This is a genomic window from Pseudocitrobacter sp. 73, assembly GCF_008369545.1.
In the GTDB taxonomy this organism is placed as follows: Bacteria; Pseudomonadota; Gammaproteobacteria; order Enterobacterales; family Enterobacteriaceae; genus Pseudocitrobacter; species Pseudocitrobacter vendiensis.
In genome coordinates this window covers 1-22,387 of sequence record NZ_VTZO01000036.1, presented here as the reverse complement: position 1 = coordinate 22,387, position 22,387 = coordinate 1, and the positions used below count along the sequence as shown (strand labels likewise).

Genomic DNA, 22,387 nt, shown 5'->3' with positions numbered 1-22,387 from the left:
CAGATTGTGCTAACTCCGACGGGAGCAAATCCGTGAAAGATTTATTAAAGTTTCTGAAAGCGCAGACTAAAACCGAAGAGTTTGATGCGATCAAAATTGCTCTGGCATCGCCAGACATGATCCGTTCATGGTCTTTCGGTGAAGTTAAAAAGCCGGAAACCATTAACTACCGTACGTTCAAACCTGAGCGTGACGGCCTTTTCTGCGCCCGTATCTTTGGGCCGGTAAAAGACTACGAGTGCCTGTGCGGTAAGTACAAGCGCCTGAAACACCGTGGTGTGATCTGTGAGAAGTGCGGCGTTGAAGTGACCCAGACTAAAGTACGCCGTGAGCGTATGGGCCACATCGAGCTGGCGTCTCCGACTGCGCACATCTGGTTCCTGAAATCCCTGCCGTCCCGTATCGGCCTGCTGCTGGATATGCCGCTGCGTGATATCGAACGTGTTCTGTACTTCGAATCCTATGTGGTTATCGAAGGCGGTATGACGAACCTGGAACGTAATCAGATTCTGACCGAAGAACAGTATCTGGACGCGCTGGAAGAGTTCGGTGACGAATTCGACGCGAAGATGGGTGCAGAAGCTATTCAGGCCCTGCTGAAGAGCATGGATCTGGAGCAAGAGTGTGAAACTCTGCGTGAAGAGCTGAACGAAACCAACTCCGAAACCAAGCGTAAAAAGCTGACCAAGCGTATCAAACTGCTGGAAGCGTTCGTTCAGTCTGGTAACAAACCAGAGTGGATGATCCTGACCGTTCTGCCGGTACTGCCGCCAGATCTGCGTCCGCTGGTTCCGCTGGATGGTGGTCGTTTCGCGACGTCTGACCTGAACGATCTGTATCGTCGCGTCATTAACCGTAACAACCGTCTGAAACGTCTGCTGGATCTGGCTGCGCCGGACATCATCGTACGCAACGAAAAACGTATGCTGCAGGAAGCGGTCGACGCCCTGCTGGATAACGGTCGTCGCGGTCGTGCGATCACCGGTTCTAACAAACGTCCTCTGAAATCTTTGGCCGACATGATCAAAGGTAAACAGGGTCGTTTCCGTCAGAACCTGCTCGGTAAGCGTGTTGACTACTCCGGTCGTTCTGTCATCACCGTAGGTCCATACCTGCGTCTGCATCAGTGCGGTCTGCCGAAGAAAATGGCACTGGAGCTGTTCAAACCGTTCATCTACGGCAAGCTGGAACTGCGTGGCCTCGCCACCACCATCAAAGCCGCTAAGAAAATGGTTGAGCGCGAAGAAGCTGTCGTTTGGGATATCCTGGACGAAGTTATCCGCGAACACCCGGTTATGCTGAACCGTGCACCAACACTGCACCGTTTGGGTATCCAGGCGTTTGAACCGGTTCTGATCGAAGGTAAAGCTATTCAGCTTCACCCGCTGGTTTGTGCGGCATACAACGCCGACTTCGATGGTGACCAGATGGCTGTTCACGTACCGCTGACGCTGGAAGCCCAGCTCGAAGCGCGTGCGCTGATGATGTCTACCAACAACATCCTGTCCCCTGCGAACGGCGAGCCAATCATCGTTCCGTCTCAGGACGTTGTATTGGGTCTGTACTACATGACCCGTGACTGTGTTAACGCCAAAGGCGAAGGCATGGTGCTGACTGGCCCGAAAGAAGCTGAGCGTATTTATCGCGCTGGCCTGGCCTCTCTGCATGCGCGTGTAAAAGTGCGTATCACCGAATATGAAAAAGACGAAAACGGCGAGTTCGTTGCTAAAACCAGCCTGAAAGACACGACTATTGGCCGTGCCATTCTGTGGATGATCGTACCTAAAGGTCTGCCGTTCACCATCGTGAACCAGGCACTGGGTAAGAAAGCGATCTCCAAAATGCTGAACACCTGCTACCGTATTCTGGGTCTGAAACCGACCGTTATTTTCGCGGACCAGACGATGTACACCGGCTTTGCTTATGCAGCGCGCTCAGGTGCATCCGTTGGTATCGATGACATGGTCATCCCGGAGAAAAAATACGAGATCATCAGCGAAGCGGAAGCGGAAGTTGCTGAGATCCAGGAACAGTTCCAGTCTGGTCTGGTCACCGCGGGCGAACGCTACAACAAAGTTATCGATATCTGGGCTGCGGCGAACGATCGTGTATCCAAAGCGATGATGGATAACCTGCAAACCGAAACCGTGATTAACCGTGACGGTCAGGAAGAGCAGCAGGTTTCCTTCAACAGCATCTACATGATGGCCGACTCCGGTGCGCGTGGTTCTGCGGCACAGATTCGTCAGCTGGCAGGTATGCGTGGTCTGATGGCGAAGCCAGATGGCTCCATCATCGAAACGCCAATCACCGCGAACTTCCGTGAAGGTCTGAACGTACTCCAGTACTTCATCTCGACTCACGGTGCGCGTAAAGGTCTGGCGGATACCGCACTGAAAACCGCGAACTCCGGTTATCTGACCCGTCGTCTGGTTGACGTGGCGCAGGATCTGGTTGTGACCGAAGACGATTGTGGCACGCTGGAAGGCATCACCATGACCCCGGTTATCGAGGGTGGTGACGTTAAAGAGCCGCTGCGCGATCGCGTACTGGGTCGTGTAACCGCGGAAGACGTTCTGAAGCCGGGTACTGCGGACATTCTGGTTCCTCGTAACACGCTGCTGCATGAGCACTGGTGTGACCTGCTGGAAGAGAACTCCGTTGACTCCGTCAAAGTTCGTTCTGTCGTATCCTGTGACACCGACTTTGGTGTATGTGCGCACTGCTATGGTCGTGACCTGGCGCGTGGCCACATCATCAACAAAGGTGAAGCCATCGGCGTTATCGCGGCACAGTCCATCGGTGAGCCGGGTACACAGCTGACGATGCGTACGTTCCACATCGGTGGTGCGGCATCTCGTGCGGCTGCTGAATCCAGCATCCAGGTGAAAAACAAAGGTAGCATCAAGCTCAGCAACGCGAAATCGGTTGTGAACTCCAGCGGTAAACTGGTTATCACTTCTCGTAACACCGAGCTGAAACTGATCGACGAATTCGGCCGTACCAAAGAAAGCTATAAAGTACCTTACGGTTCTGTTATGGCGAAAGGTGATGGCGAACAGGTTGCTGGCGGCGAAACCGTTGCAAACTGGGATCCGCACACCATGCCGGTTATCACCGAAGTAAGCGGTTTTGTTCGCTTCACTGACATGATCGACGGCCAGACCATTACTCGTCAAACTGACGAACTGACCGGTCTGTCTTCGCTGGTGGTTCTGGATTCCGCAGAACGTACCGCGGGTGGTAAAGATCTGCGTCCGGCACTGAAAATCGTTGATGCTCAGGGTAACGATGTTCTGATCCCAGGTACCGATATGCCTGCTCAGTACTTCCTGCCGGGCAAAGCGATTGTTCAGCTGGAAGATGGCATCCAGATCAGCTCTGGTGATACCCTGGCCCGTGTTCCGCAGGAATCTGGCGGTACCAAGGATATTACCGGTGGTCTGCCGCGCGTTGCGGACCTGTTCGAAGCACGTCGTCCGAAAGAGCCGGCAATCCTGGCTGAAATCAGCGGCATCATTTCCTTCGGTAAAGAAACCAAAGGGAAGCGTCGTCTGGTTATCACCCCGGTAGACGGTAGCGATCCGTACGAAGAGATGATTCCGAAATGGCGTCAGCTCAACGTGTTCGAAGGTGAACGTGTAGAACGTGGTGACGTGGTTTCCGACGGTCCGGAAGCGCCGCACGACATTCTGCGTCTGCGTGGTGTTCATGCTGTAACTCGTTACATCGTTAACGAAGTACAGGACGTATACCGTCTGCAGGGCGTTAAGATTAACGATAAACACATTGAAGTTATCGTTCGTCAGATGCTGCGTAAAGCCACCATCGAGAATGCAGGTAGCTCCGACTTCCTGGAAGGCGAACAGGTTGAATACTCTCGCGTTAAGATCGCTAACCGCGAACTGGAAGCGAACGGCAAAGTGGGCGCAACGTTCTCCCGCGATCTGCTGGGTATCACCAAAGCGTCTCTGGCAACCGAGTCCTTCATCTCTGCAGCATCGTTCCAGGAGACCACACGTGTCCTGACCGAAGCAGCTGTTGCAGGTAAACGTGATGAACTGCGCGGTCTGAAAGAGAACGTCATTGTGGGTCGTCTGATCCCGGCAGGTACCGGTTACGCGTACCACCAGGATCGTATTCGCCGCCGTGCAGCAGGTGAAGTTCCTGCTACTCAGCAGGTGAGTGCGGAAGAAGCGTCTGCCAGCCTGGCAGAACTGCTGAACGCAGGCCTGGGCGGTTCCGATAACGAGTAATCGTTAAGGTAGCGCTTAAAAAGCCAGTCGGTTTTCCCGGCTGGCTTTTTTTATGTCTGTAAAAAACCAATGGTTAAAAATTCTACGCATATCAAAAAACCACATTTATAAAGTGGATATAGTCGAAGCACCATAGTAATCAAATGAATGACTTACAGACCCGGCACAGCACCGTCGGACGGGGTTTATTTGCCCTGAAAAAGGCAAAGGAGGAAATCCAAACAACAAAAATCAGCGCTCGACAAAATAGCGGATATTAACGGACAGGATTTGGGGGATGCATGGAATTTGCTATACAACTCATTATCATCTTAATTTGTTTGTTCTACGGCGCGAGAAAGGGCGGTATTGCACTGGGGCTTTTGGGCGGCATCGGGCTGGTTATTCTGGTCTTTGTTTTTCATCTTCAGCCGGGTAAACCGCCTGTCGATGTGATGCTGGTGATTATTGCCGTGGTAGCCGCATCGGCAACGCTTCAGGCTTCAGGCGGCTTAGATGTGATGCTGCAAATTGCCGAAAAGCTTCTGCGGCGTAACCCGAAATATGTTTCCATCGTCGCGCCTTTCGTCACCTGCACACTGACCATTCTCTGCGGTACCGGGCATGTCGTGTATACCATTTTGCCGATTATTTACGATGTGGCGATCAAAAATAATATCCGGCCGGAACGTCCTATGGCGGCGAGTTCTATCGGCGCACAGATGGGCATTATTGCCAGCCCGGTCTCGGTTGCCGTGGTGTCATTAGTGGCGATGCTCGGTAATTTCACCTTTAACGGCAAGCATCTCGAATTTCTCGATCTTTTATCCATTACCATCCCATCGACGCTGCTCGGCATCCTGGCGATTGGTATTTTTAGCTGGTTCCGCGGAAAGGATTTAGATAAAGACCAGACCTTCCAGGAATTTATTGCCGTACCGGAAAACCGTCACTATGTGTATGGCGATACGGCGACGCTTTTGGATAAAAAACTCCCCACCAGTAACTGGGTGGCGATGTGGATCTTCCTGGCATCCATTGCGGTAGTGGCACTGCTGGGGGCATTTTCAGAACTGCGTCCGGCCTTTGATGGTAAGCCATTGTCGATGGTGCTGGTTATCCAGATGTTTATGCTGCTGTCTGGCGCGTTGATTATCATCATCACCAAAACTAATCCGGCATCGATTTCTAAAAACGAAGTTTTCCGTTCCGGGATGATAGCGATTGTTGCGGTGTACGGTATTGCCTGGATGGCGGAAACCATGTTTGGCGCGCACATGTCCGAAATTAAAGGCGTGTTAGGCGAAATGGTGAAGGAGTATCCGTGGGCCTATGCGATTGTACTGCTGCTGGTCTCGAAATTCGTGAACTCACAGGCGGCAGCGTTAGCGGCGATTGTTCCGGTCGCACTGGCGATTGGCGTGGACCCCGCGTATATCGTGGCATCAGCGCCTGCCTGCTACGGTTACTATATTCTGCCCACCTATCCCAGTGACCTGGCGGCGATTCAGTTTGACCGTTCAGGCACCACGCATATTGGTCGCTTCGTGATTAACCACAGCTTTATTCTGCCGGGCTTGATTGGCGTGAGTGTCTCGTGCGTATTTGGCTGGGTATTCGCCGGGCTGTATGGTTTTCTGTAATAAAAAAGCAGGTGCCTTATGGCACCTGCTTTAATGCGTTTGATTACGCGGTACGACGATAGAGTTCGATCATATCCGTTGCTAAATCCTGAATCACCATCGCGTTCATCAGATGGTCCTGAGAGTGAACGGTAATCAGGTTTACCGGTAATTTACCGGTGCCTTCATCCAGACCAATAAGTTGGGTCTGAATGGTGTGTGCATGCTTCACGTAGTCGTGTGACTCCGCCATCGCTTTTTCTGAACCGGTGAAATCGCCTTTACGCGCAAGCTGTAGCGCGGTTAATGCAGCACTACGCGCAGCGCCAGCGTTCACCAGCAGCTCCATAATGGTGGTTTCCAAATCTTCCATGCCGGCTTACTCCATCAGTTTGAGGGCTTTTTCCAGAACGGCATCACCTTTCATCATGCCGTAATCCATCATGTCGATAACCGCCACTTTTTTGCCCAGCGGATCGGCCTGCGCCTGCAGCTTAGCTTGCTCATACTTGACCTGTGGGCCAAGCAGGATGATGTCGGCTTCATTGAGATTGTCTTGAAACTCCGCGACCGGCACGGCCTTGATGGAAACCTCAATACCTTTCTTCTGAGCTGCGTCTTTCATACGTTGAACCAGCATACTGGTAGACATACCTGCAGCACAGCATAAAACGATGTTCTTCATAATTCGCCCTCATGTTCCTTGATGTCACATCTTTATCGCGGGCGAGAGGGTTCAACAACTGCTTTGCGGCGATTGTGTGTAAGCCATCACAAAGAAAGGTTGAAAAAACTGAAACCGGTTACATTTTTGCTGGTGGTATGAAAAAAGCCCACTGCTGTGGGCTCAATGAGAGAAAGCAAAATCAGGCCACAGTGGTACGCAAAATCCTGTTTTTCCCCTGCTGTTTTGCTTTATAAAGCGCTTCATCAACGCTAACAATCAACTGCTCCAGCGATTCCATATTCCATTCGCCCAGCCCACCGCTGAAGGTCACGGTAAGCCCCTCTTCACGCCACGTGCGTTGCGCGACTTTCTCACGCCAGTTTTCCAGCAGGGTACGAGCTGAATCGATATAGGTTGCCGGGAAAATAACGGCAAACTCCTCACCGCCATAGCGATAAATCGATATCTCATGCGGTTGCAGAATTTGTAGTCCCTCACGCGCGACGTTACGCAGCACAATATCGCCGTTCAGATGACCCCAGGTATCGTTGATCGACTTAAAGTTATCGATATCGACCAGCGCTAATGCGAAAGGCTGGTGATCGTTCATCAGCGCGGCAATATCGCTGTCGAAGGCGCGACGGTTTTTACAGCCGGTCAGGGCATCGATGGTTGCCTGGCGGACGTAGGCAATTTCGCGTTCTTTATTGGTTTCAATGGCTTTGCTTAACATCGCTTCCAGCCTGGGCGCGCGGTTAACGTCGCCCGTTTTAATGGCATTGATGATATTCATCAGCACGGTGCGCGAGGCGTGGCGTAAATAGAGGGCAAAGACGATGATGACAAAGGCGGCGACGGCAAATCCCCAGGCCACAATAACCGTTTCATGGTGGGCGAGGTCGGCGAGCGTATGGTCGGAGACTTTATAAATGACGAACCAGTCGGGATTGGTGAACGAGTAATAGTAGAGCCAGGTTTTGCTCTTGCCGTCGTGAATTTCCCCTTCCGCATTGGTCATTTGGTCCATCAGCGTTTCAGGCACCATATTACTGAACAGACGAGTGGTATCCGGATGAAGCACTGCCTTACCATCGCGGTTAACCACAAAAAATTCCCCGCTGACCGGTGATTGCATTTGTCGCAGGGTATAACTCATTGACGGCAAATCCAGGTGAAATGCCAGCGTTCCTTTCAATTTCCCATCCGGAGAAACCACAGGCTTGGCCATGGTGATGGTGGTCTCGCGGGTAAAGTAGTCTGTATAAGGCTGTGTGTAGCGCGAAAATAATCCAGAGTCGCCCTGCGCCCGAAACCAGGGACGCGTTGTGGCATTGAACGCTCCGCTGTCGGACGTCGCCATCACCTGCGGGACGCGCAAATAATTTCCATGAGGGTCGGCGACAGAGATGGATGTTACCGTTGGCATCAGTGCCAGCAGATGCATCATGAGCTCAGTACCTTTCTCCGGATCGCGATTAACGACGTTATCCAGCTGTTCATTGTTTGCTAAAAAGGCCGTCGCGCGGCTTAAAATATAATCATCTTCGCGCAGGATCGATTCCATGTAATTCACCGCCATGTTGTGGGTGAAGTTACGGTTGATATGGTGGTAATCCTCAATGATATCTTTACGCTGATTGAGCATCACCAGGGTGGCAATGACCAGGAAGCTCAAAAGGATACCGGCGAAACTGATTATTATCGGCGTGGTAAATGACAGTTTCCTGCTATGAGTACTCATAACGTATTCTTCTTTCCAGAAGGTGAATGGCAAAAGTATAAGGGCCAGGAGATGTTGTGCGGCGATATATAAAAGTTATGCTTTCCTTGTTGTTTATAGGGTAATTAAATCAGAGACGCAAAAATAGTTGCCGATTATCTTAAAAGCGAAGTGGGGGCAGGGCGGTAGAGGAAGGAAGAGCCGCCCTGGTCAACATCCTGCTGACGAGGGCTAGCGTATTCCTTGATGCGGTTTTCAACAATGTGCAAAGTGATGCGCTGCGAGTCTCTTCGCAGACAACATTATGCGCTTACATTGCTCTCCTCAGGGTTGCGAGGCGCGTCCCAGCCAGCCGTCCCAGTCTTTCCATACTGGCTGTAATCCTCGCTCGCGCAGGGCATCCGCCACCGCTTCCGGTCGGCGGGCATCGTGCGGGGAAAATTGTTCCAGTTCAGGGTGATCGTCGGCATAACCGCCGGGTTGCGTTTTTGAGAACGCGCTAACGTTGTTGATTGCCAGGGGAATCACGTTGTCGCGGAACCACGGCGATTCACGGGTGGAGAGCGACAGCTCAATTTCCGGTGAGAAAAGGCGAAATGCGCAAATCACCTGTACCAGCTGCTTTTCATCCATCAAGGACGCAGGTTCTACGCCGCCTGCACATGGACGCAGGCGGGGGAAGGAGACCGAGTAGCGGCTTTGCCAGTAGTGATGCTGAAGCCACAACAAATGCTCGGCCACCATAAAGCAATCCACCCGCCAGCTGTCCGACAGGCCAATCAGCGCGCCGAGGCCGATTTTATCTATTCCCGCCTGACCCAGGCGGTCCGGCGTATCCAGCCGCCAGAAGAAATCCTGCTTTTTGCCTTTCAGATGATGATGGGCGTACTGCGCTTCGTGGTAGGTCTCCTGATACACCATCACCCCATCCAGCCCCAGCGTTTTCAGCTCAGCATACTCTTCGGTAGAGAGCGGCTGGACTTCCATTTGTAGCGATGAAAACTGGCTGCGGATGGCGGGGAGATGGCGGCGAAAATAGTCCATCCCGACTTTACTCTGATGTTCGCCGGTGACCAGCAGCAGGTGCTCGAAATTCATGGCACGAATGGCGGCGCATTCACGCGCGATTTCAGTTTCGTCCAGCGTCTTACGCTTGATGCGATTACTCATGGAGAAACCACAGTAAGTGCAGTCGTTGGCGCACAGGTTCGAAAGATATAACGGCACGTAGAAACTGACGGTGTTACCGAAACGCTGACGGGTGAGTTGCTGCGCGCGCTGCGCCAGCGGTTCAAGATAATCGGCGGCGGCGGGAGAAAGCAGCGCCATCATATCGTCGCGCGTCAGATGACGGGCGGCCAGCGCGCGTTCAACGTCGGCTGCGGTTTTACTGCTGATTTTCAGGCGCAGATCGTCCCAGTTGAGTTCGCGCCAGCGATCGCTAAAGGCACTCATAAACTTGCCCCCAGAAAGCCGGTTAGCGGGCTGGTGGCGACGGCGTGCGTGCGGCGTGCGCCCGGTACTGCCTGGCGTGCCAGAATACCGGCATCGACGGCCATACGAAACGCGTGTGCCATCATCACCGGATCATCGGCGACGGCAATGGCGGTATTCACCAGCACCGCGTCGGCGCCCATCTCCAGCGCCTGTGTGGCATGGCTCGGTACGCCAATGCCCGCATCAACCACTACCGGAACATTCGCCTGAGCGATAATAATCTCTAACATCGCGCGGGTTTCCAGCCCCTGATTCGACCCAATCGGCGCGCCCAGCGGCATCACGGCGGCGCATCCCGCTTCTTCAAGACGCTTACACAATACCGGATCTGCGCCGCAGTACGGCAGCACCACAAAACCGTCTTTTACCAGCAGTTCAGCGGCTTTCAGAGTTTCGATCGGGTCGGGCAACAGCCAGCGTGCGTCAGGGTGAATCTCCAGCTTCAGCCAGTTTGTGCCCAGCGCTTCACGGGCTAACTGCGCGGCGAATACTGCTTCTTCCGCCGTTTTTGCGCCGGAGGTATTCGGCAGCAGCGTGACGCCCGCTTCGCGCAGGGGTTCCAGAATGGCATCGTTATTCTGACGCAAATCGACGCGCTTCATCGCCAGCGTGACAAGCTGACTACCCGATGCGCGAATGGCATCGACCATCACCTTCGATGAGGCGAATTTACCGGTACCCGTAAATAAATGAGAATCAAAGATTTTATCGGCAATGCGTAACATATCAGCCCCCGGCTATAACCTGAAAAAGCAGGATCTGATCGCCGTCCTGCACAATGTGATGTTCCCAACGCTCGCGCGGCAGGATTTGCTGATTGAGCGCCAGTGCGATGCCCGGCTTTAACTGTTCAAGTTGAGTGAGCAGGACGCTGACGGAGAGCCCCTCCGCGCATGGTATGAGTTCGTCATTAAACAGAATCTGCATGGCGACCTCCACAAACCGGGCAGCCCGCCGCGCGATGCAGCGCCAGGTTTCGCCACTGGTGCGCGCGTGCGTCAAACAGACGCAAGGTATTGCGGGTGGGTATACCACTTAACAGCTTGATGGCTTCCAGCGCCTGCAATGTACCCATTACTCCCACCACCGGGCCGACTACGCCTGCCGTGCGGCAGTTGCGTTCCGGTTCGACGTCATCGGGCCACAGACAGCGGTAACAGCCTTGCGTCCACGGCGGCGTCAGTACCATCATTTGCCCACCGAACCCCACCGCGCTGGCCGTAATCAGCGGCGTGTTCAGCGCCACGCAGGCCGCGTTGATCGCCTGGCGCGTCGCCATGTTATCGGTGCAATCAAGCACCAGATCCGCGTTTTGCACCGCCTGCTTTAGCGCATCGCCCGCCAGACGCTGGGTGATCGTTGTGAGAGTGATATCCGGGTTTAATGCCGCCAGTCGCGCGCGCGTCGCTTCTGCTTTTGAGCGCGCGATATCGGGCGTGGTAAAGATTATCTGACGATGCAGATTACTCAGATGCACCTCGTCATCGTCAGCAAGCACCAGCGTGCCGACGCCCGCACCGGCAAGATACAGCGCCGCAGGCGCGCCTAAGCCGCCGAGCCCGACGATAAGCACCCGGCTGGCGAGCAGTTTTTGCTGGCCCTCCACGGCGATATCCTCCAGTAACATCTGGCGACTGTAGCGCATGAAATCGCGATCATTCATCGCCCACTCCCGCCAGCGCCAGCAGTTTCGCGGTGGCATCGCGCCAGTCTGCGGCTTGCGTAATCGCGCTCACAACGGCGATGCTGCCAACGCCCGTCGCCAGCACTGCCGGCGCACGTTCAAGGCTAATCCCACCAATGGCGACGGTAGGGTAATCGTCCAGGCGTTGAATATGCGCGGCGAGCTGTTCCAGCCCCTGCGGCGCGGAGGGCATCTGCTTGGTTTGCGTTGGAAACACGTGACCCAGCGCGATGTACGAAGGCTGCGCCGCCAGCGCCACGTCAATTTCCATATCATCGTGGGTCGATACGCCAAGCCGTAAGTTGGCCGCGCGAATCGCATCGAGATCGGTGGTTTCCAGATCTTCCTGCCCCAGATGCACGCCATAAGCCTGGTGTTTAATCGCCAGGCGCCAGTAGTCATTAATAAACAGACGTGCGTTATAGCGACGACCAAGTTCAATCGCGGCAACCACATCGGCCTCGACCTCGTCGTCATGTTTGTCCTTAATGCGTAACTGAATTGTGCGAACACCCGCGTCCAGCAAACGTGCGATCCACTCCACGCTATCAACAACCGGGTAAAGCCCTAAACGGAAAGGAACCGCGGGAAAATGAGGCTGGTACATTATAAATTCTCCTGAGGGATATAGAGTTCGCCACCCCGGGCGCGGAACTGACCGGACATCTCGTTCATCCCGGTCTCTGCGGCCTGTTTTGCCGCGTAATCGCGAACTTCCTGGGTGATTTTCATTGAGCAGAATTTGGGGCCGCACATCGAGCAGAAATGAGCCACTTTGCCCGATTCCTGCGGCAGCGTTTCATCGTGATAGGCGCGAGCGGTAAAGGGGTCGAGCGCCAGGTTAAACTGATCTTCCCAGCGGAATTCAAAGCGTGCTTTCGACATAGCGTTATCGCGAATCTGCGCGCCGGGGTGACCTTTTGCCAGGTCGGCTGCGTGGGCGGCGATTTTGTAGGTGATAAGACCTTGTTTCACATCATCTTTGTTAGGCAGGCCAAGGTGCTCTTTGGGTGTGACGTAGCAGAGCATCGCGCAACCGAACCAGCCAATCATCGCCGCGCCAATCCCGGAGGTAAAATGGTCGTAGCCTGGCGCAATGTCGGTGGTGAGCGGCCCCAGCGTATAAAACGGCGCTTCGTGGCAGTGCTCCAGTTCCTCGGTCATATTGCGGCGGATCATCTGCATTGGCACGTGGCCGGGCCCTTCAATCATCACCTGCACGTCATATTCCCAGGCGATTTTGGTTAGTTCGCCCAATGTGTGAAGTTCGGCAAACTGGGCTTCATCATTGGCATCCTGAATCGAGCCGGGACGCAGGCCGTCGCCCAGCGACAGCGATACATCATAGGCGGCGCAGATTTCACAAATTTCACGGAAGTGCTGATAAAGGAAGTTTTCCTGATGATGAGAGAGGCACCATTTCGCCATGATTGAGCCACCGCGCGACACAATACCGGTCAGGCGTTTGGCGGTCATCGGTACGTAACGCAGCAGCACGCCTGCGTGGATGGTGAAGTAGTCCACGCCCTGTTCGGCCTGTTCCAGCAACGTATCTCGGAACGCTTCCCAGCTCAGATCCTCTGCGATCCCATTGACCTTCTCCAGCGCCTGGTAGATCGGCACGGTGCCGATGGGTACCGGGCTGTTGCGCAGTATCCACTCGCGGGTTTCGTGGATGTAACGCCCGGTGGAGAGGTCCATCACCGTGTCGGCGCCCCAGCGCGTTGCCCACACCAGTTTTTCCACCTCTTCTTCAATGGAGGAGCTCACTGCGGAATTGCCAATATTGGCGTTCACCTTCACCAGGAAGTTACGCCCGATGATCATCGGTTCCGATTCCGGGTGGTTAATATTGGCCGGGATAATCGCCCGGCCTGCTGCCACTTCGGCACGGACAAACTCAGGGGTGATGTTTTGTGGTAACAGCGTGTCGAAGCTTTGGCCCGGATGCTGCTGGCGCAGCGTTTCGCTGCGAATACGTTCGCGCCCCATGTTTTCACGTAGGGCGATAAATTCCATTTCCGGGGTGATGACTCCCCGACGAGCATAATGGAGTTGAGTGACGCGCTTGCCGGGGCATGCGCGTTTTGGCGTTAGCAGGCCGTTGAAGCGCAGTTCGTCGAGGAATTCGTCCGCGAGCCGAGCCTGAGTATAGGCGGAACTTCGCGCCGTTAAGGTTTCGCTATCAGCACGCGCGTCAATCCACGGCTGGCGAAGCTTTGCCAGGCCCTGGCGGATGTCGATTTTTTCAGCCGGGTCGCCGTAAGGGCCGGAGGTGTCATACACCGGGATCGCTTCGTTCTCTTCGTACTGAGGGTTGTCCTCGGTACCGCCGATAAACGTGGGGCTAAGCTGAATTTCGCGCATCGGCACGCGTACGCCAGGCTGTGTACCTGCGAGATAAATACGGCGCGAGTTAGGGAAAGCGGTGCCTTCCAGAGTATCGATAAAGCGTTGAGCCTGTTCGCGTTGTTCGCGGCGAGTCAGTTTTGTTGTAGACATAGCGCATACCAAATAAAAAAGGATATGGCTTGTCAGACGACGGATGGAGTAATGAATGCACAGCGCCCGTGAAGGCAGAGGCATAAAACTGAATTACTCTTGTTCCCTTCGCAGGTATTAGCCTGATCAGGTTCCGCGGATCCCGAATTAACGGTCTCAGCCTGTGTTTTCACACGTGGCACTCCGACAAGATGTAGCCCCATCAATGGGACAATGAATGTAAACTACGCGTTAATGCGTAAAATCTCAAGCGGGACGTTTGATCCCGGCGTTCTCGTGCATGGCATCCAGCACAAGCATGATGAGCTTATCTTCAAGCACAAAACGTGCCTCCAGCGCCTCGCCGATATCCGACAATGCTTGTTGAAATTCAAAGCAATTATCGTGATCAATAGCGGTTTCAAGGCTGGAATCGTAGTAGTCCATAATCACCTGGGTGTTGGCTTCCAGCTTGGGCCAGATTTTAGTGGCCGTTAAAAGCGCGGCGTCGCCTTCCAATTTATGGAGAATGCGTTCATAAATACTGAAGTGGCAGGAGGAGAGGTAGTCCACCAGTCGCTGACAAAAATCATCCAGTGCTTTTTCATTCAGCCGTATAAACGATTCTTTGCCAGGCTTAATCCCAATCAGGTTGGAATAAGCGACAAGCAATTGCTTGCGTATGTTGAGCCAGCGGTCGACCAGTTTGTTACTGCCTCCAACATGCTCCGTCAGGCTTTCGAGCTGGTTTAACATGTGATTGACTCCGCACAAGTGGGTTTAAAGACTGCGCACTAAGATGTAACGATAATGTAAATAACATGCCAGTGAAGCAAAGGTAGTGCAATAGATATGGATCGTATAATTGAAAAATTAGACATCGGCTGGTGGGTCGTCAGCCATGAGCAAAAATTATGGCTGCCGGGCGGAGAATTACCCTGGGGCGAAGCGGGAAATTTCGATCTGGCGGGGCAACGCGCGCTGCTGATGGGTGAATGGCAAGGCTCGCCGGTATGGCTGATTCAGCAACAGCGTCGCCATGATATGGGCTCGCTGCGGCAAATTCTCGACCAGGATGCCGGGCTGTTTCAACTCGCCGGGCGCGGCGTGCAGCTGGCGGAGTTCTACCGCTCGCATAAATTCTGCGGCTACTGTGGGCATACCATGCACCCCAGCAAAACCGAATGGGCGATGCTGTGCGACCACTGTCGCCAACGCTACTATCCGCAAATCGCGCCCTGCATCATCGTCGCCATTCGTCGCGATGACACCATCCTGCTGGCGCAGCATACCCGTCATCGCAACGGCGTACACACCGTGCTGGCCGGGTTCGTTGAAGTGGGCGAAACACTGGAGCAGGCCGTCGCGCGCGAAGTGATGGAAGAGAGCAGTATAAAAATCAAAAACCTGCGTTATGTCACCTCCCAACCGTGGCCGTTCCCGCAATCACTGATGACCGCGTTTATGGCCGAGTATGACAGCGGCGAGATCGTGATCGACCCCAAAGAGCTGCTGGAAGCCAACTGGTATCGCTATGACGATTTACCGCTACTGCCGCCGCCGGGAACTGTCGCCCGTCGACTCATTGAAGATACTGTCGCACTCTGCCGGGCAGAGTATGAGTGACACTCATGTTACACTGGCGTGAAAGAGCTCAAGGAATGGAAAAATGACCGAACTGAAAAACGATCGTTACCTGCGTGCGCTGCTGCGTCAGCCTGTAGATGTCACCCCTGTCTGGATGATGCGCCAGGCGGGCCGCTATTTACCGGAATATAAAGCGACCCGTGCCCAGGCCGGGGATTTTATGTCCCTGTGCAAAAACGCCGAGCTGGCATGCGAAGTCACGCTTCAGCCGCTGCGCCGTTACCCGCTGGATGCGGCCATTCTGTTCTCCGATATTCTGACTATCCCGGATGCAATGGGCCTCGGGCTCTATTTTGAAGCGGGCGAAGGCCCACGCTTCACCTCGCCAATTACCTGCAAAGCGGATGTTGATAAGCTGCCGATTCCGGACCCGGAAGGCGAACTGGGTTATGTGATGAACGCGGTGCGTACAATCCGCCGCGAACTGAAAGGCGAAGTGCCGCTGATTGGTTTCTCCGGCAGCCCGTGGACGCTGGCGACCTACATGGTCGAAGGCGGCAGCAGCAAAGCGTTTACCGTGATCAAAAAGATGATGTACGCCGAGCCGCAAACGCTGCATCTGCTGCTCGATAAACTGGCGAAAAGCGTCACGCTCTATCTGAATGCGCAGATTAAAGCCGGCGCGCAGTCGGTGATGATTTTCGACACCTGGGGGGGTGTGCTTACCGGGCGTGATTATCAGCAATTCTCGCTGTATTACATGCACAAAATTGTCGATGGTCTGTTGCGTGAGAATGATGGTCGCCGTGTGCCGGTGACGCTGTTTACTAAAGGCGGTGGACAGTGGCTGGAAGCGATGGCGGAAACTGGCTGTGATGCGCTGGGCCTCGACTGGACGACCGATATCGGTGATGCGCGTCGCCGCGTGGGTCACAAAGTGGCGCTGCAGGGCAACATGGACCCGTCCATGCTTTACGCACAGCCTGCGCGCATTGAGGAAGAAGTGGCGACTATTCTGGCGGGCTTTGGCAAGGGCGAAGGCCACGTCTTCAACCTCGGTCACGGCATCCATCAGGATGTGCCGCCGGAACACGCCGGCGCGTTTGTCGAGGCGGTACATCGCCTCTCTGCGCCGTATCACCAGTAAGGAGTGGTTATGGATCTCGCGTCGCTACGCGCTCAACAAATCGAACTCGCTTCTTCCGTGATCCGCGAGGATCGCCTGGATAAGGATCCGCCGGATCTGATCGCCGGGGCTGATGTGGGTTTTGAGCAGGGCGGTGAAGTGACGCGCGCGGCGATGGTGCTGTTGAAGTATCCATCGCTTGAGCTGGTGGAGTATCAGGTGGCGCGTATTGCGACCACCATGCCCTACATTCCCGGCTTCCTGTCATTTCGTGAATACCCGGCGTTGCTGGCGGTGTGGGAAAAGCTGTCGCAAAAACCGGATCTCGTGTTTGTTGATGGTCACGGTATTTCGCATCCGCGCCGTCTGGGCGTCGCCAGTCATTTTGGCTTGTTGGTGGATGTGCCGACGATCGGCGTGGCAAAAAAGCGCCTCTGCGGCACATTTGAGCCGCTCGAGAGTGAACCCGGCGCGTTATCACCGCTGATGGATAAAGGCGAGCAGCTGGCGTGGGTGTGGCGCAGTAAAGCGCGCTGCAATCCGCTGTTTATCGCGACAGGGCACCGCGTTAGCACTGACAGCGCGCTCGCCTGGGTGCAACGCTGTATGAAAGGCTATCGCCTGCCAGAGCCAACACGCTGGGCTGACGCCGTCGCGTCTGAACGCGCCGCCTTTGTGCGCCTTACAGCAAAATAACCACAATTCAGGTAAACTGCGGCTAATTTCCGCATTTGAGAACTCATCATGTTACAAAACCCGATTCACCTGCGTCTGGAGAAGCTGGAAAGCTGGCAGCACGTCACCTTTATGGCCTGCCTGTGCGAACGCATGTACCCGAACTACGCCATGTTCTGTAAAGAGTCAGAGTTTGGCGACCCGCACGTTTATCGTCGTATTCTGGATCTCATCTGGGAAACGCTGACGGTAAAAGATGCCAAAGTGAACTTCGATAGCCAGCTTGAAAAGCTGGAAGAAGCGATCCCGGCGGCGGACGATTTCGACATGTACGGTGTTTACCCGGCAATTGATGCCTGCGTCGCGCTGAGCGAACTGGTGCATTCTCGTTTAAGCGGTGAAACCCTGGAACACGCCATCGAAGTCAGTAAGAGTTCAATCACCACGGTTGCGATGCTGGAGATGACTCAGGCTGGTCGCGAAATGACCGATGAAGAGCTCAAAGAGAACCCGGCGGTGGAACAGGAATGGGACATTCAGTGGGAAATTTTCCGAGTTTTAGCTGACTGCGAAGAACGGGATGTTGAACTGATAAAAGGCCTGCGCGCAGACCTCAAAGAGGCTGGCGAGAGCAATATTGGTATAAATTTTAAGCAATGAGTCAACAAAACGTGATTTACCGCCTGAATTGTCGTGCCTGAAGGCTTCCCTTCCGCCCCCCGTCTGGTCTACATTTGGGGGGCGAAAAAAAGTGGCTATCGGTGCGTGTATGCAGGAGAGTGCTTTTCTGGCATTTTCGTCGCACTCGATGCTTAGCAAGCGATAAACACATTGTAAGGATAACTTATGAACAAGACTCAACTGATTGATGTAATTGCAGACAAAGCAGAACTGTCCAAAACCCAGGCTAAAGCTGCTCTGGAATCCACTCTGGCTGCTATTACTGAGTCTCTGAAAGAAGGCGATGCTGTACAACTGGTTGGTTTCGGTACCTTCAAAGTGAACCACCGCGCTGAGCGTACTGGCCGCAACCCGCAGACCGGTAAAGAAATCAAAATCGCCGCAGCTAACGTGCCGGCATTTGTTTCTGGCAAAGCACTGAAAGACGCAGTTAAGTAAGACCGCGTGGCAGTGAACAGTTTTAGCGAAGGGGTGGTCTCACCCCTTTTGTCTATCTGGCGTTCCGTGGCGGCGTTGGGTGGCGTACTGTTGCTGTCTGCCTGTAGCCATAACAGCGCGTTGCCGCCATTCACCGCCAGCGGCTATGCTGACGATCAGGGTGCTGTACGCATCTGGCGCAAAGACTCCGGCGGAGAAACCCATCTTCTGGCGGTCTCCAGTCCGTGGCGCAATGGGGCGACCACAACCAGCGAATACCGCTGGCAGGGCGATCAGCTCTCGCTGATTGAACTGAATATCTACAGTAAACCTCCCGAACATATTCGTGCCCGTTTTGACAGCCGCGGTGAACTGAGCTTTATGCAGCGGGAAGTCGACGGACAGAAACAACAGCTTTCCAGCGATCAGATAGCGCTTTACCGCTATCGTGCTGAGCAAATCCATCAGACCAGCGATGCATTGCGTCAGGGGCGCGTGGTGCTGCGCCAGGGGCGCTGGCATGCGGATCATAGCGTAACGACCTGCGAAGGCGAGGTGGTGAAGCCTGACCTCGATAGCCGCGCGCTGGCGCATGTTGAGAATCGCCAGCGTCGTTCATCGGTAGAGGTGAGCATTGCCTGGCTGGAATCGCCAGAAGGGACGCAACTGCTGCTGGTGGCGAACCAGGACTACTGTACCTGGCAGCCACGGGAAAAAAGTTTCTAAGCGAGCCTGAAAGGTACCTCCCCCTTGCGGGAGAGGATAAGGGAAATTACTCGCCTTGCTCGCGCGCAATCGCCCGATAACCGATATCCGAGCGGCTAAAGCTGCCATCCCAGTGAATATCGCTCATCAGCGCGTAGGCGCGTTTCTGCGCTTCAGCGACGGTATGACCCAATGCTGTCACGCACAGTACGCGGCCACCGTTGGTCAGTACCTGCTCATCCGCAGAAAGCGTTGTGCCTGCCTGGAACACCTTACCGCCTTCAATTTCCTCCAGCGGCAGGCCGTGAATCACATCGCCGGTGCGGTAATCGCCCGGATACCCACCCGCAGCCATCACCACGCCAAGAGAAGCGCGTTCATCCCATTCGGAGGTTTTCTCGTCCAGCTTGCCTTCACAGGCCGCCAGGCAGAGTTCAACCAGATCGGACTTCATGCGCAGCATAATCGGCTGAGTTTCAGGATCGCCAAAGCGGCAGTTAAATTCGATAACCTTCGGATTGCCCTGTTTGTCGATCATCAGGCCCGCATAGAGAAAACCGGTGTAGGTGTTGCCTTCCGCCGCCATGCCTTTCACGGTTGGCCAGATGATACGTTCCATGGTGCGCTGATGAACTTCATCGGTCACCACTGGCGCAGGGGAGTAAGCGCCCATCCCGCCCGTGTTCGGCCCGGTATCTTTATCGCCTACGCGTTTGTGATCCTGGCTGGTGGCCATTGGCAGCACATGCTCACCATCCACCATCACGATAAAGCTCGCTTCTTCGCCGTCGAGGAACTCTTCGATAACAATACGATGACCCGCGTCGCCAAAAGCGTTGCCTGCCAGCATGTCGTGAACGGCCGCTTCGGCTTCTTCCAGCGTCATCGCTACGATAACGCCTTTCCCGGCAGCCAGACCGTCCGCTTTAATGACGATTGGCGCGCCTTTCTCACGCAGATACGCCAGTGCAGGTTCTACCTCGGTGAAGTTCTGGTATTCCGCCGTAGGGATCTTATGGCGGGCCAGGAAATCTTTGGTAAACGCTTTCGAGCCTTCCAGTTGCGCGGCACCTGCGGTTGGGCCGAAGATTTTCAGCCCGGCGGCGCGGAAGGTATCGACCACGCCTTTCACCAGCGGCGCTTCCGGGCCGACGATGGTCAGGTCGATCTTTTCATTTTGTGCGAAATCCAACAGTGCCGGGATATCGGTCACGCCGATAGCGACGTTTTGCAGCGCGGGTTCCAGTGCAGTGCCTGCGTTACCCGGAGCAACAAAAACAGTCTCAACCAGCGGCGACTGGGCCGCTTTCCAGGCCAGCGCGTGCTCGCGCCCGCCGTTACCAATCACTAATACTTTCATCTGTCGCTCCATTAATGGCGGAAGTGGCGCATGTCGGTGAAGAGCATCGCAATACCGTGCTCGTCGGCGGCGGCAATCACTTCGTCATCACGGATAGAACCGCCAGGCTGGATTACGCAGGTCACGCCCGCAGCGGCGGCGGCATCAATACCGTCGCGGAACGGGAAGAATGCGTCAGAAGCCATCGACGAACCTTTCACTTCCAGGCCTTCATCGGCAGCTTTAATACCGGCGATTTTTGCGGAGTACACGCGGCTCATCTGGCCTGCGCCAATACCGATGGTCATATTGCCTTTGGCATAGACGATAGCGTTGGATTTCACGAACTTCGCCACTTTCCAGCAGAACAGCGCATCACGCAGTTCCTGTTCGGTCGGCTGGCGTTTGGTGACGACGCGCAGTTCTTCTGCACCAACCATCCCCAGGTCACGATCCTGAACCAGCAGACCGCCGTTCACGCGTTTGAAATCAAGGCCTGGAACACGCTCGGCCCACTGACCGCAGGTCAGGACACGCACGTTCTGTTTGGCGGCTGTGATTTTCAGGGCTTCTTCGCTGGCGGACGGTGCAATAATCACTTCGACAAACTGACGAGAAATGATGGCCTGTGCGGTTTCAGCATCCAGCTCACGGTTAAAGGCGATAATGCCGCCGAATGCGGAGGTCGGGTCGGTTTTGTACGCGCGATCGTAAGCATCAAGAATGGAATTGCCGATAGCCACGCCGCAAGGGTTAGCGTGCTTCACAATCACACATGCCGGCTCGGCGAACTCTTTCACGCACTCCAGCGCCGCATCGGTATCGGCGATGTTGTTATAAGAGAGGGCTTTACCCTGAACCTGGGTTGCGGTGGCAACGGAGGCTTCTTTCACATTCTCTTCTATATAGAAGGCAGCCTGCTGGTGGCTGTTCTCGCCGTAGCGCATATCCTGCTTCTTAATGAAGTTCAGGTTCAGTGTACGCGGGAAGCGACCAGCGGCCTCTTTGCTTTCACCGTGATAAGCCGGAACCATGCTGCCGAAGTAGTTGGCAATCATGCTGTCGTAGGCGGCGGTGTGTTCGAAGGCTTTGATAGCGAGATCGAAACGGGTTGCAAGCGTCAGCGATCCTTCGTTGGCATCCATCTCTTTAATAATGGCGTCGTAGTCGCTGCTCTTCACCACGATTGCGACATCTTTATGGTTCTTGGCGGCGGAGCGCACCATCGTTGGACCACCGATATCGATGTTCTCAACCGCATCTTCCAGCGAGCAGCCTTCACGGGCAACGGTCTGGGCGAACGGATAGAGGTTAACAACTACCATATCGATAGGTTGGATCTGATGTTCTTCCATAATGGCATCGTCCTGGCCGCGACGGCCCAGAATGCCACCATGCACTTTTGGATGCAGGGTCTTCACGCGTCCATCCATCATCTCCGGGAAACCGGTGTAATCGGAAACTTCGGTTACCGGCAGACCTTTTTCTGCTAACAGACGGGCAGTGCCCCCTGTAGACAGCAGCTCCACACCGCGTGCGGAAAGTGCCTGGGCGAATTCGACGATACCGGCTTTGTCAGAAACACTGAGCAGAGCGCGGCGGACTGGACGACGTTGTTGCATGGTAAATCCCCTGGATTTGACTATTACAGAGAGCGTTAGCTGAATTTTTCGCGAAAAACTCAGCTAACGCCCCTTACGGGGCATCCTTGTTTTGCGGTGGCATTGTAACGAAAACGTTTGCGCAACGCTCGCGAATTTTTCTTTTTCATTTGAGCTATCCGGATTATTCGGTAACGATACCCTTTATAGAGAGAAAAGATCTGCTGAATTGTGGATAACTCTGTGGTTAAGTGGGTATAAGGCGGGGTTTTGCTGTGGATTTCAGCAGTCGGTAAAATTACCGCATATTTAGGGTTGCAGCCTCACGAGAACTCCCTATAATGCGCTCC

General features: G+C 54.5%; 20 protein-coding genes and 1 riboswitch. Of the genes, 8 read left to right on the top strand and 12 right to left on the bottom strand.

Features of this window, described 5'->3' with window-relative positions; translation table 11 throughout:
* The first annotated feature begins 32 nt into the window (after positions 1-32).
* Both rpoC and dcuB read left to right on the top strand, forming a co-directional pair.
* The gene (gene rpoC / locus F0Q32_RS24225; RefSeq protein WP_149464994.1) at positions 33-4,256 is read left to right on the top strand and encodes a DNA-directed RNA polymerase subunit beta'; all 4,224 of its coding nucleotides are present in this window, start codon (positions 33-35) and stop codon (positions 4,254-4,256) included.
* Between the two features lie 281 nt (positions 4,257-4,537).
* A complete protein-coding gene (gene dcuB / locus F0Q32_RS24220; RefSeq protein WP_015966387.1) occupies positions 4,538-5,878 on the top strand; it encodes an anaerobic C4-dicarboxylate transporter DcuB in 1,341 nt (446 codons plus the stop codon).
* Between the two features lie 43 nt (positions 5,879-5,921).
* Here dcuB and F0Q32_RS24215 read toward each other — a convergent pair whose 3' ends face one another.
* The 10 genes from F0Q32_RS24215 to rsd all read right to left on the bottom strand — a co-directional run bounded on the left by F0Q32_RS24215 (position 5,922) and on the right by rsd (position 14,662).
* The gene (locus F0Q32_RS24215; protein WP_015966386.1) at positions 5,922-6,230 is read right to left on the bottom strand and encodes a PTS lactose/cellobiose transporter subunit IIA; all 309 of its coding nucleotides are present in this window, start codon (positions 6,228-6,230) and stop codon (positions 5,922-5,924) included.
* A 6-nt stretch (positions 6,231-6,236) separates the two neighbouring features.
* Entirely contained in the window at positions 6,237-6,542 is a 306-nt protein-coding gene (locus F0Q32_RS24210; RefSeq protein ID WP_149464993.1) for a PTS sugar transporter subunit IIB, read from the bottom strand.
* Between the two features lie 181 nt (positions 6,543-6,723).
* Positions 6,724-8,265 carry a sensor domain-containing diguanylate cyclase gene (locus F0Q32_RS24205; RefSeq protein WP_149464992.1) on the bottom strand — a complete coding sequence of 514 codons (1,542 nt, stop codon included), beginning with the start codon at positions 8,263-8,265 and terminating at the stop codon, positions 6,724-6,726.
* 303 nt (positions 8,266-8,568) lie between these two features.
* Positions 8,569-9,699 (bottom strand): 2-iminoacetate synthase ThiH, encoded by a 1,131-nt coding sequence (gene thiH, locus F0Q32_RS24200; protein ID WP_149464991.1) that lies wholly within the window; start codon positions 9,697-9,699, stop codon positions 8,569-8,571.
* On the bottom strand, positions 9,696-10,466 hold the full coding sequence (thiG, locus tag F0Q32_RS24195; protein ID WP_149464990.1) for a thiazole synthase: 771 nt from the start codon (positions 10,464-10,466) through the stop codon (positions 9,696-9,698). The genes thiH and thiG overlap by 4 nt, the downstream gene beginning before the upstream one ends.
* A 1-nt stretch (position 10,467) precedes the next feature.
* A complete protein-coding gene (thiS, locus tag F0Q32_RS24190) occupies positions 10,468-10,668 on the bottom strand; it encodes a sulfur carrier protein ThiS (protein ID WP_149464989.1) in 201 nt (66 codons plus the stop codon).
* Complete coding sequence (gene thiF / locus F0Q32_RS24185) at positions 10,652-11,404, bottom strand: thiazole biosynthesis adenylyltransferase ThiF (protein ID WP_149464988.1); 753 nt, start codon at positions 11,402-11,404, stop codon at positions 10,652-10,654. The genes thiS and thiF overlap by 17 nt, the downstream gene beginning before the upstream one ends.
* Positions 11,397-12,032 (bottom strand): thiamine phosphate synthase, encoded by a 636-nt coding sequence (gene thiE, locus F0Q32_RS24180; protein ID WP_149464987.1) that lies wholly within the window; start codon positions 12,030-12,032, stop codon positions 11,397-11,399. Before thiE ends, thiF begins: the two co-directional genes overlap by 8 nt.
* Positions 12,032-13,927 (bottom strand): phosphomethylpyrimidine synthase ThiC, encoded by a 1,896-nt coding sequence (thiC, locus tag F0Q32_RS24175; RefSeq protein ID WP_149464986.1) that lies wholly within the window; start codon positions 13,925-13,927, stop codon positions 12,032-12,034. Before thiC ends, thiE begins: the two co-directional genes overlap by 1 nt.
* A gap of 86 nt (positions 13,928-14,013) precedes the next feature.
* Positions 14,014-14,123, bottom strand: a riboswitch (TPP riboswitch).
* A 50-nt stretch (positions 14,124-14,173) separates the two neighbouring features.
* Positions 14,174-14,662, bottom strand: a complete 489-nt coding sequence (gene rsd, locus F0Q32_RS24170) for a sigma D regulator (protein ID WP_149464985.1) — start codon at positions 14,660-14,662, stop codon at positions 14,174-14,176.
* A gap of 96 nt (positions 14,663-14,758) precedes the next feature.
* On the opposite strand from rsd, the gene nudC reads away from it, so the two are divergent.
* The 6 genes from nudC (at position 14,759) to F0Q32_RS24140 (ending at position 19,118) form a co-directional block, all read left to right on the top strand.
* Positions 14,759-15,532 (top strand): NAD(+) diphosphatase, encoded by a 774-nt coding sequence (nudC, locus tag F0Q32_RS24165; RefSeq protein WP_149464984.1) that lies wholly within the window; start codon positions 14,759-14,761, stop codon positions 15,530-15,532.
* A 43-nt stretch (positions 15,533-15,575) separates the two neighbouring features.
* Entirely contained in the window at positions 15,576-16,640 is a 1,065-nt protein-coding gene (gene hemE, locus F0Q32_RS24160) for a uroporphyrinogen decarboxylase (protein WP_149464983.1), read from the top strand.
* Positions 16,641-16,649: 9 nt separating this feature from the next.
* Positions 16,650-17,315 carry a deoxyribonuclease V gene (nfi, locus tag F0Q32_RS24155; RefSeq protein WP_149464982.1) on the top strand — a complete coding sequence of 222 codons (666 nt, stop codon included), beginning with the start codon at positions 16,650-16,652 and terminating at the stop codon, positions 17,313-17,315.
* A gap of 48 nt (positions 17,316-17,363) precedes the next feature.
* Positions 17,364-17,954: a YjaG family protein gene (locus tag F0Q32_RS24150; protein ID WP_149464981.1), complete on the top strand. Its 591-nt coding sequence runs from the start codon at positions 17,364-17,366 to the stop codon at positions 17,952-17,954.
* A gap of 186 nt (positions 17,955-18,140) precedes the next feature.
* Positions 18,141-18,413, top strand: a complete 273-nt coding sequence (hupA, locus tag F0Q32_RS24145) for a nucleoid-associated protein HU-alpha (RefSeq protein WP_001044509.1) — start codon at positions 18,141-18,143, stop codon at positions 18,411-18,413.
* A gap of 12 nt (positions 18,414-18,425) precedes the next feature.
* Positions 18,426-19,118: a DUF1481 domain-containing protein gene (locus tag F0Q32_RS24140; RefSeq protein WP_149464995.1), complete on the top strand. Its 693-nt coding sequence runs from the start codon at positions 18,426-18,428 to the stop codon at positions 19,116-19,118.
* A 46-nt stretch (positions 19,119-19,164) separates the two neighbouring features.
* Here the strand turns inward: F0Q32_RS24140 and purD are convergent, their stop codons facing one another.
* Both purD and purH read right to left on the bottom strand, forming a co-directional pair.
* Positions 19,165-20,457 carry a phosphoribosylamine--glycine ligase gene (gene purD, locus F0Q32_RS24135; RefSeq protein WP_149464980.1) on the bottom strand — a complete coding sequence of 431 codons (1,293 nt, stop codon included), beginning with the start codon at positions 20,455-20,457 and terminating at the stop codon, positions 19,165-19,167.
* 11 nt (positions 20,458-20,468) lie between these two features.
* On the bottom strand, positions 20,469-22,058 hold the full coding sequence (purH, locus tag F0Q32_RS24130) for a bifunctional phosphoribosylaminoimidazolecarboxamide formyltransferase/IMP cyclohydrolase (protein ID WP_001187550.1): 1,590 nt from the start codon (positions 22,056-22,058) through the stop codon (positions 20,469-20,471).
* Positions 22,059-22,387 lie beyond the last annotated feature (329 nt).

Excerpts from the sequence above, each read along its gene's own strand:
- dcuB (WP_015966387.1), top strand. The coding sequence starts at position 4,538 with ATGGAATTTGCTATACAACTCATTATCATCTTAATTTGTTTGTTCTAC.
- F0Q32_RS24215 (WP_015966386.1), bottom strand. The coding sequence starts at position 6,230 with ATGGAAGATTTGGAAACCACCATTATGGAGCTGCTGGTGAACGCTGGC.
- F0Q32_RS24210 (WP_149464993.1), bottom strand. The coding sequence starts at position 6,542 with ATGAAGAACATCGTTTTATGCTGTGCTGCAGGTATGTCTACCAGTATG.
- F0Q32_RS24205 (WP_149464992.1), bottom strand. The coding sequence starts at position 8,265 with ATGAGTACTCATAGCAGGAAACTGTCATTTACCACGCCGATAATAATC.
- thiH (WP_149464991.1), bottom strand. The coding sequence starts at position 9,699 with ATGAGTGCCTTTAGCGATCGCTGGCGCGAACTCAACTGGGACGATCTG.
- thiG (WP_149464990.1), bottom strand. The coding sequence starts at position 10,466 with ATGTTACGCATTGCCGATAAAATCTTTGATTCTCATTTATTTACGGGT.
- thiS (WP_149464989.1), bottom strand. The coding sequence starts at position 10,668 with ATGCAGATTCTGTTTAATGACGAACTCATACCATGCGCGGAGGGGCTC.
- thiF (WP_149464988.1), bottom strand. The coding sequence starts at position 11,404 with ATGAATGATCGCGATTTCATGCGCTACAGTCGCCAGATGTTACTGGAG.
- thiE (WP_149464987.1), bottom strand. The coding sequence starts at position 12,032 with ATGTACCAGCCTCATTTTCCCGCGGTTCCTTTCCGTTTAGGGCTTTAC.
- thiC (WP_149464986.1), bottom strand. The coding sequence starts at position 13,927 with ATGTCTACAACAAAACTGACTCGCCGCGAACAACGCGAACAGGCTCAA.
- rsd (WP_149464985.1), bottom strand. The coding sequence starts at position 14,662 with ATGTTAAACCAGCTCGAAAGCCTGACGGAGCATGTTGGAGGCAGTAAC.
- nudC (WP_149464984.1), top strand. The coding sequence starts at position 14,759 with ATGGATCGTATAATTGAAAAATTAGACATCGGCTGGTGGGTCGTCAGC.
- hemE (WP_149464983.1), top strand. The coding sequence starts at position 15,576 with ATGACCGAACTGAAAAACGATCGTTACCTGCGTGCGCTGCTGCGTCAG.
- nfi (WP_149464982.1), top strand. The coding sequence starts at position 16,650 with ATGGATCTCGCGTCGCTACGCGCTCAACAAATCGAACTCGCTTCTTCC.
- F0Q32_RS24150 (WP_149464981.1), top strand. The coding sequence starts at position 17,364 with ATGTTACAAAACCCGATTCACCTGCGTCTGGAGAAGCTGGAAAGCTGG.
- hupA (WP_001044509.1), top strand. The coding sequence starts at position 18,141 with ATGAACAAGACTCAACTGATTGATGTAATTGCAGACAAAGCAGAACTG.
- purD (WP_149464980.1), bottom strand. The coding sequence starts at position 20,457 with ATGAAAGTATTAGTGATTGGTAACGGCGGGCGCGAGCACGCGCTGGCC.
- purH (WP_001187550.1), bottom strand. The coding sequence starts at position 22,058 with ATGCAACAACGTCGTCCAGTCCGCCGCGCTCTGCTCAGTGTTTCTGAC.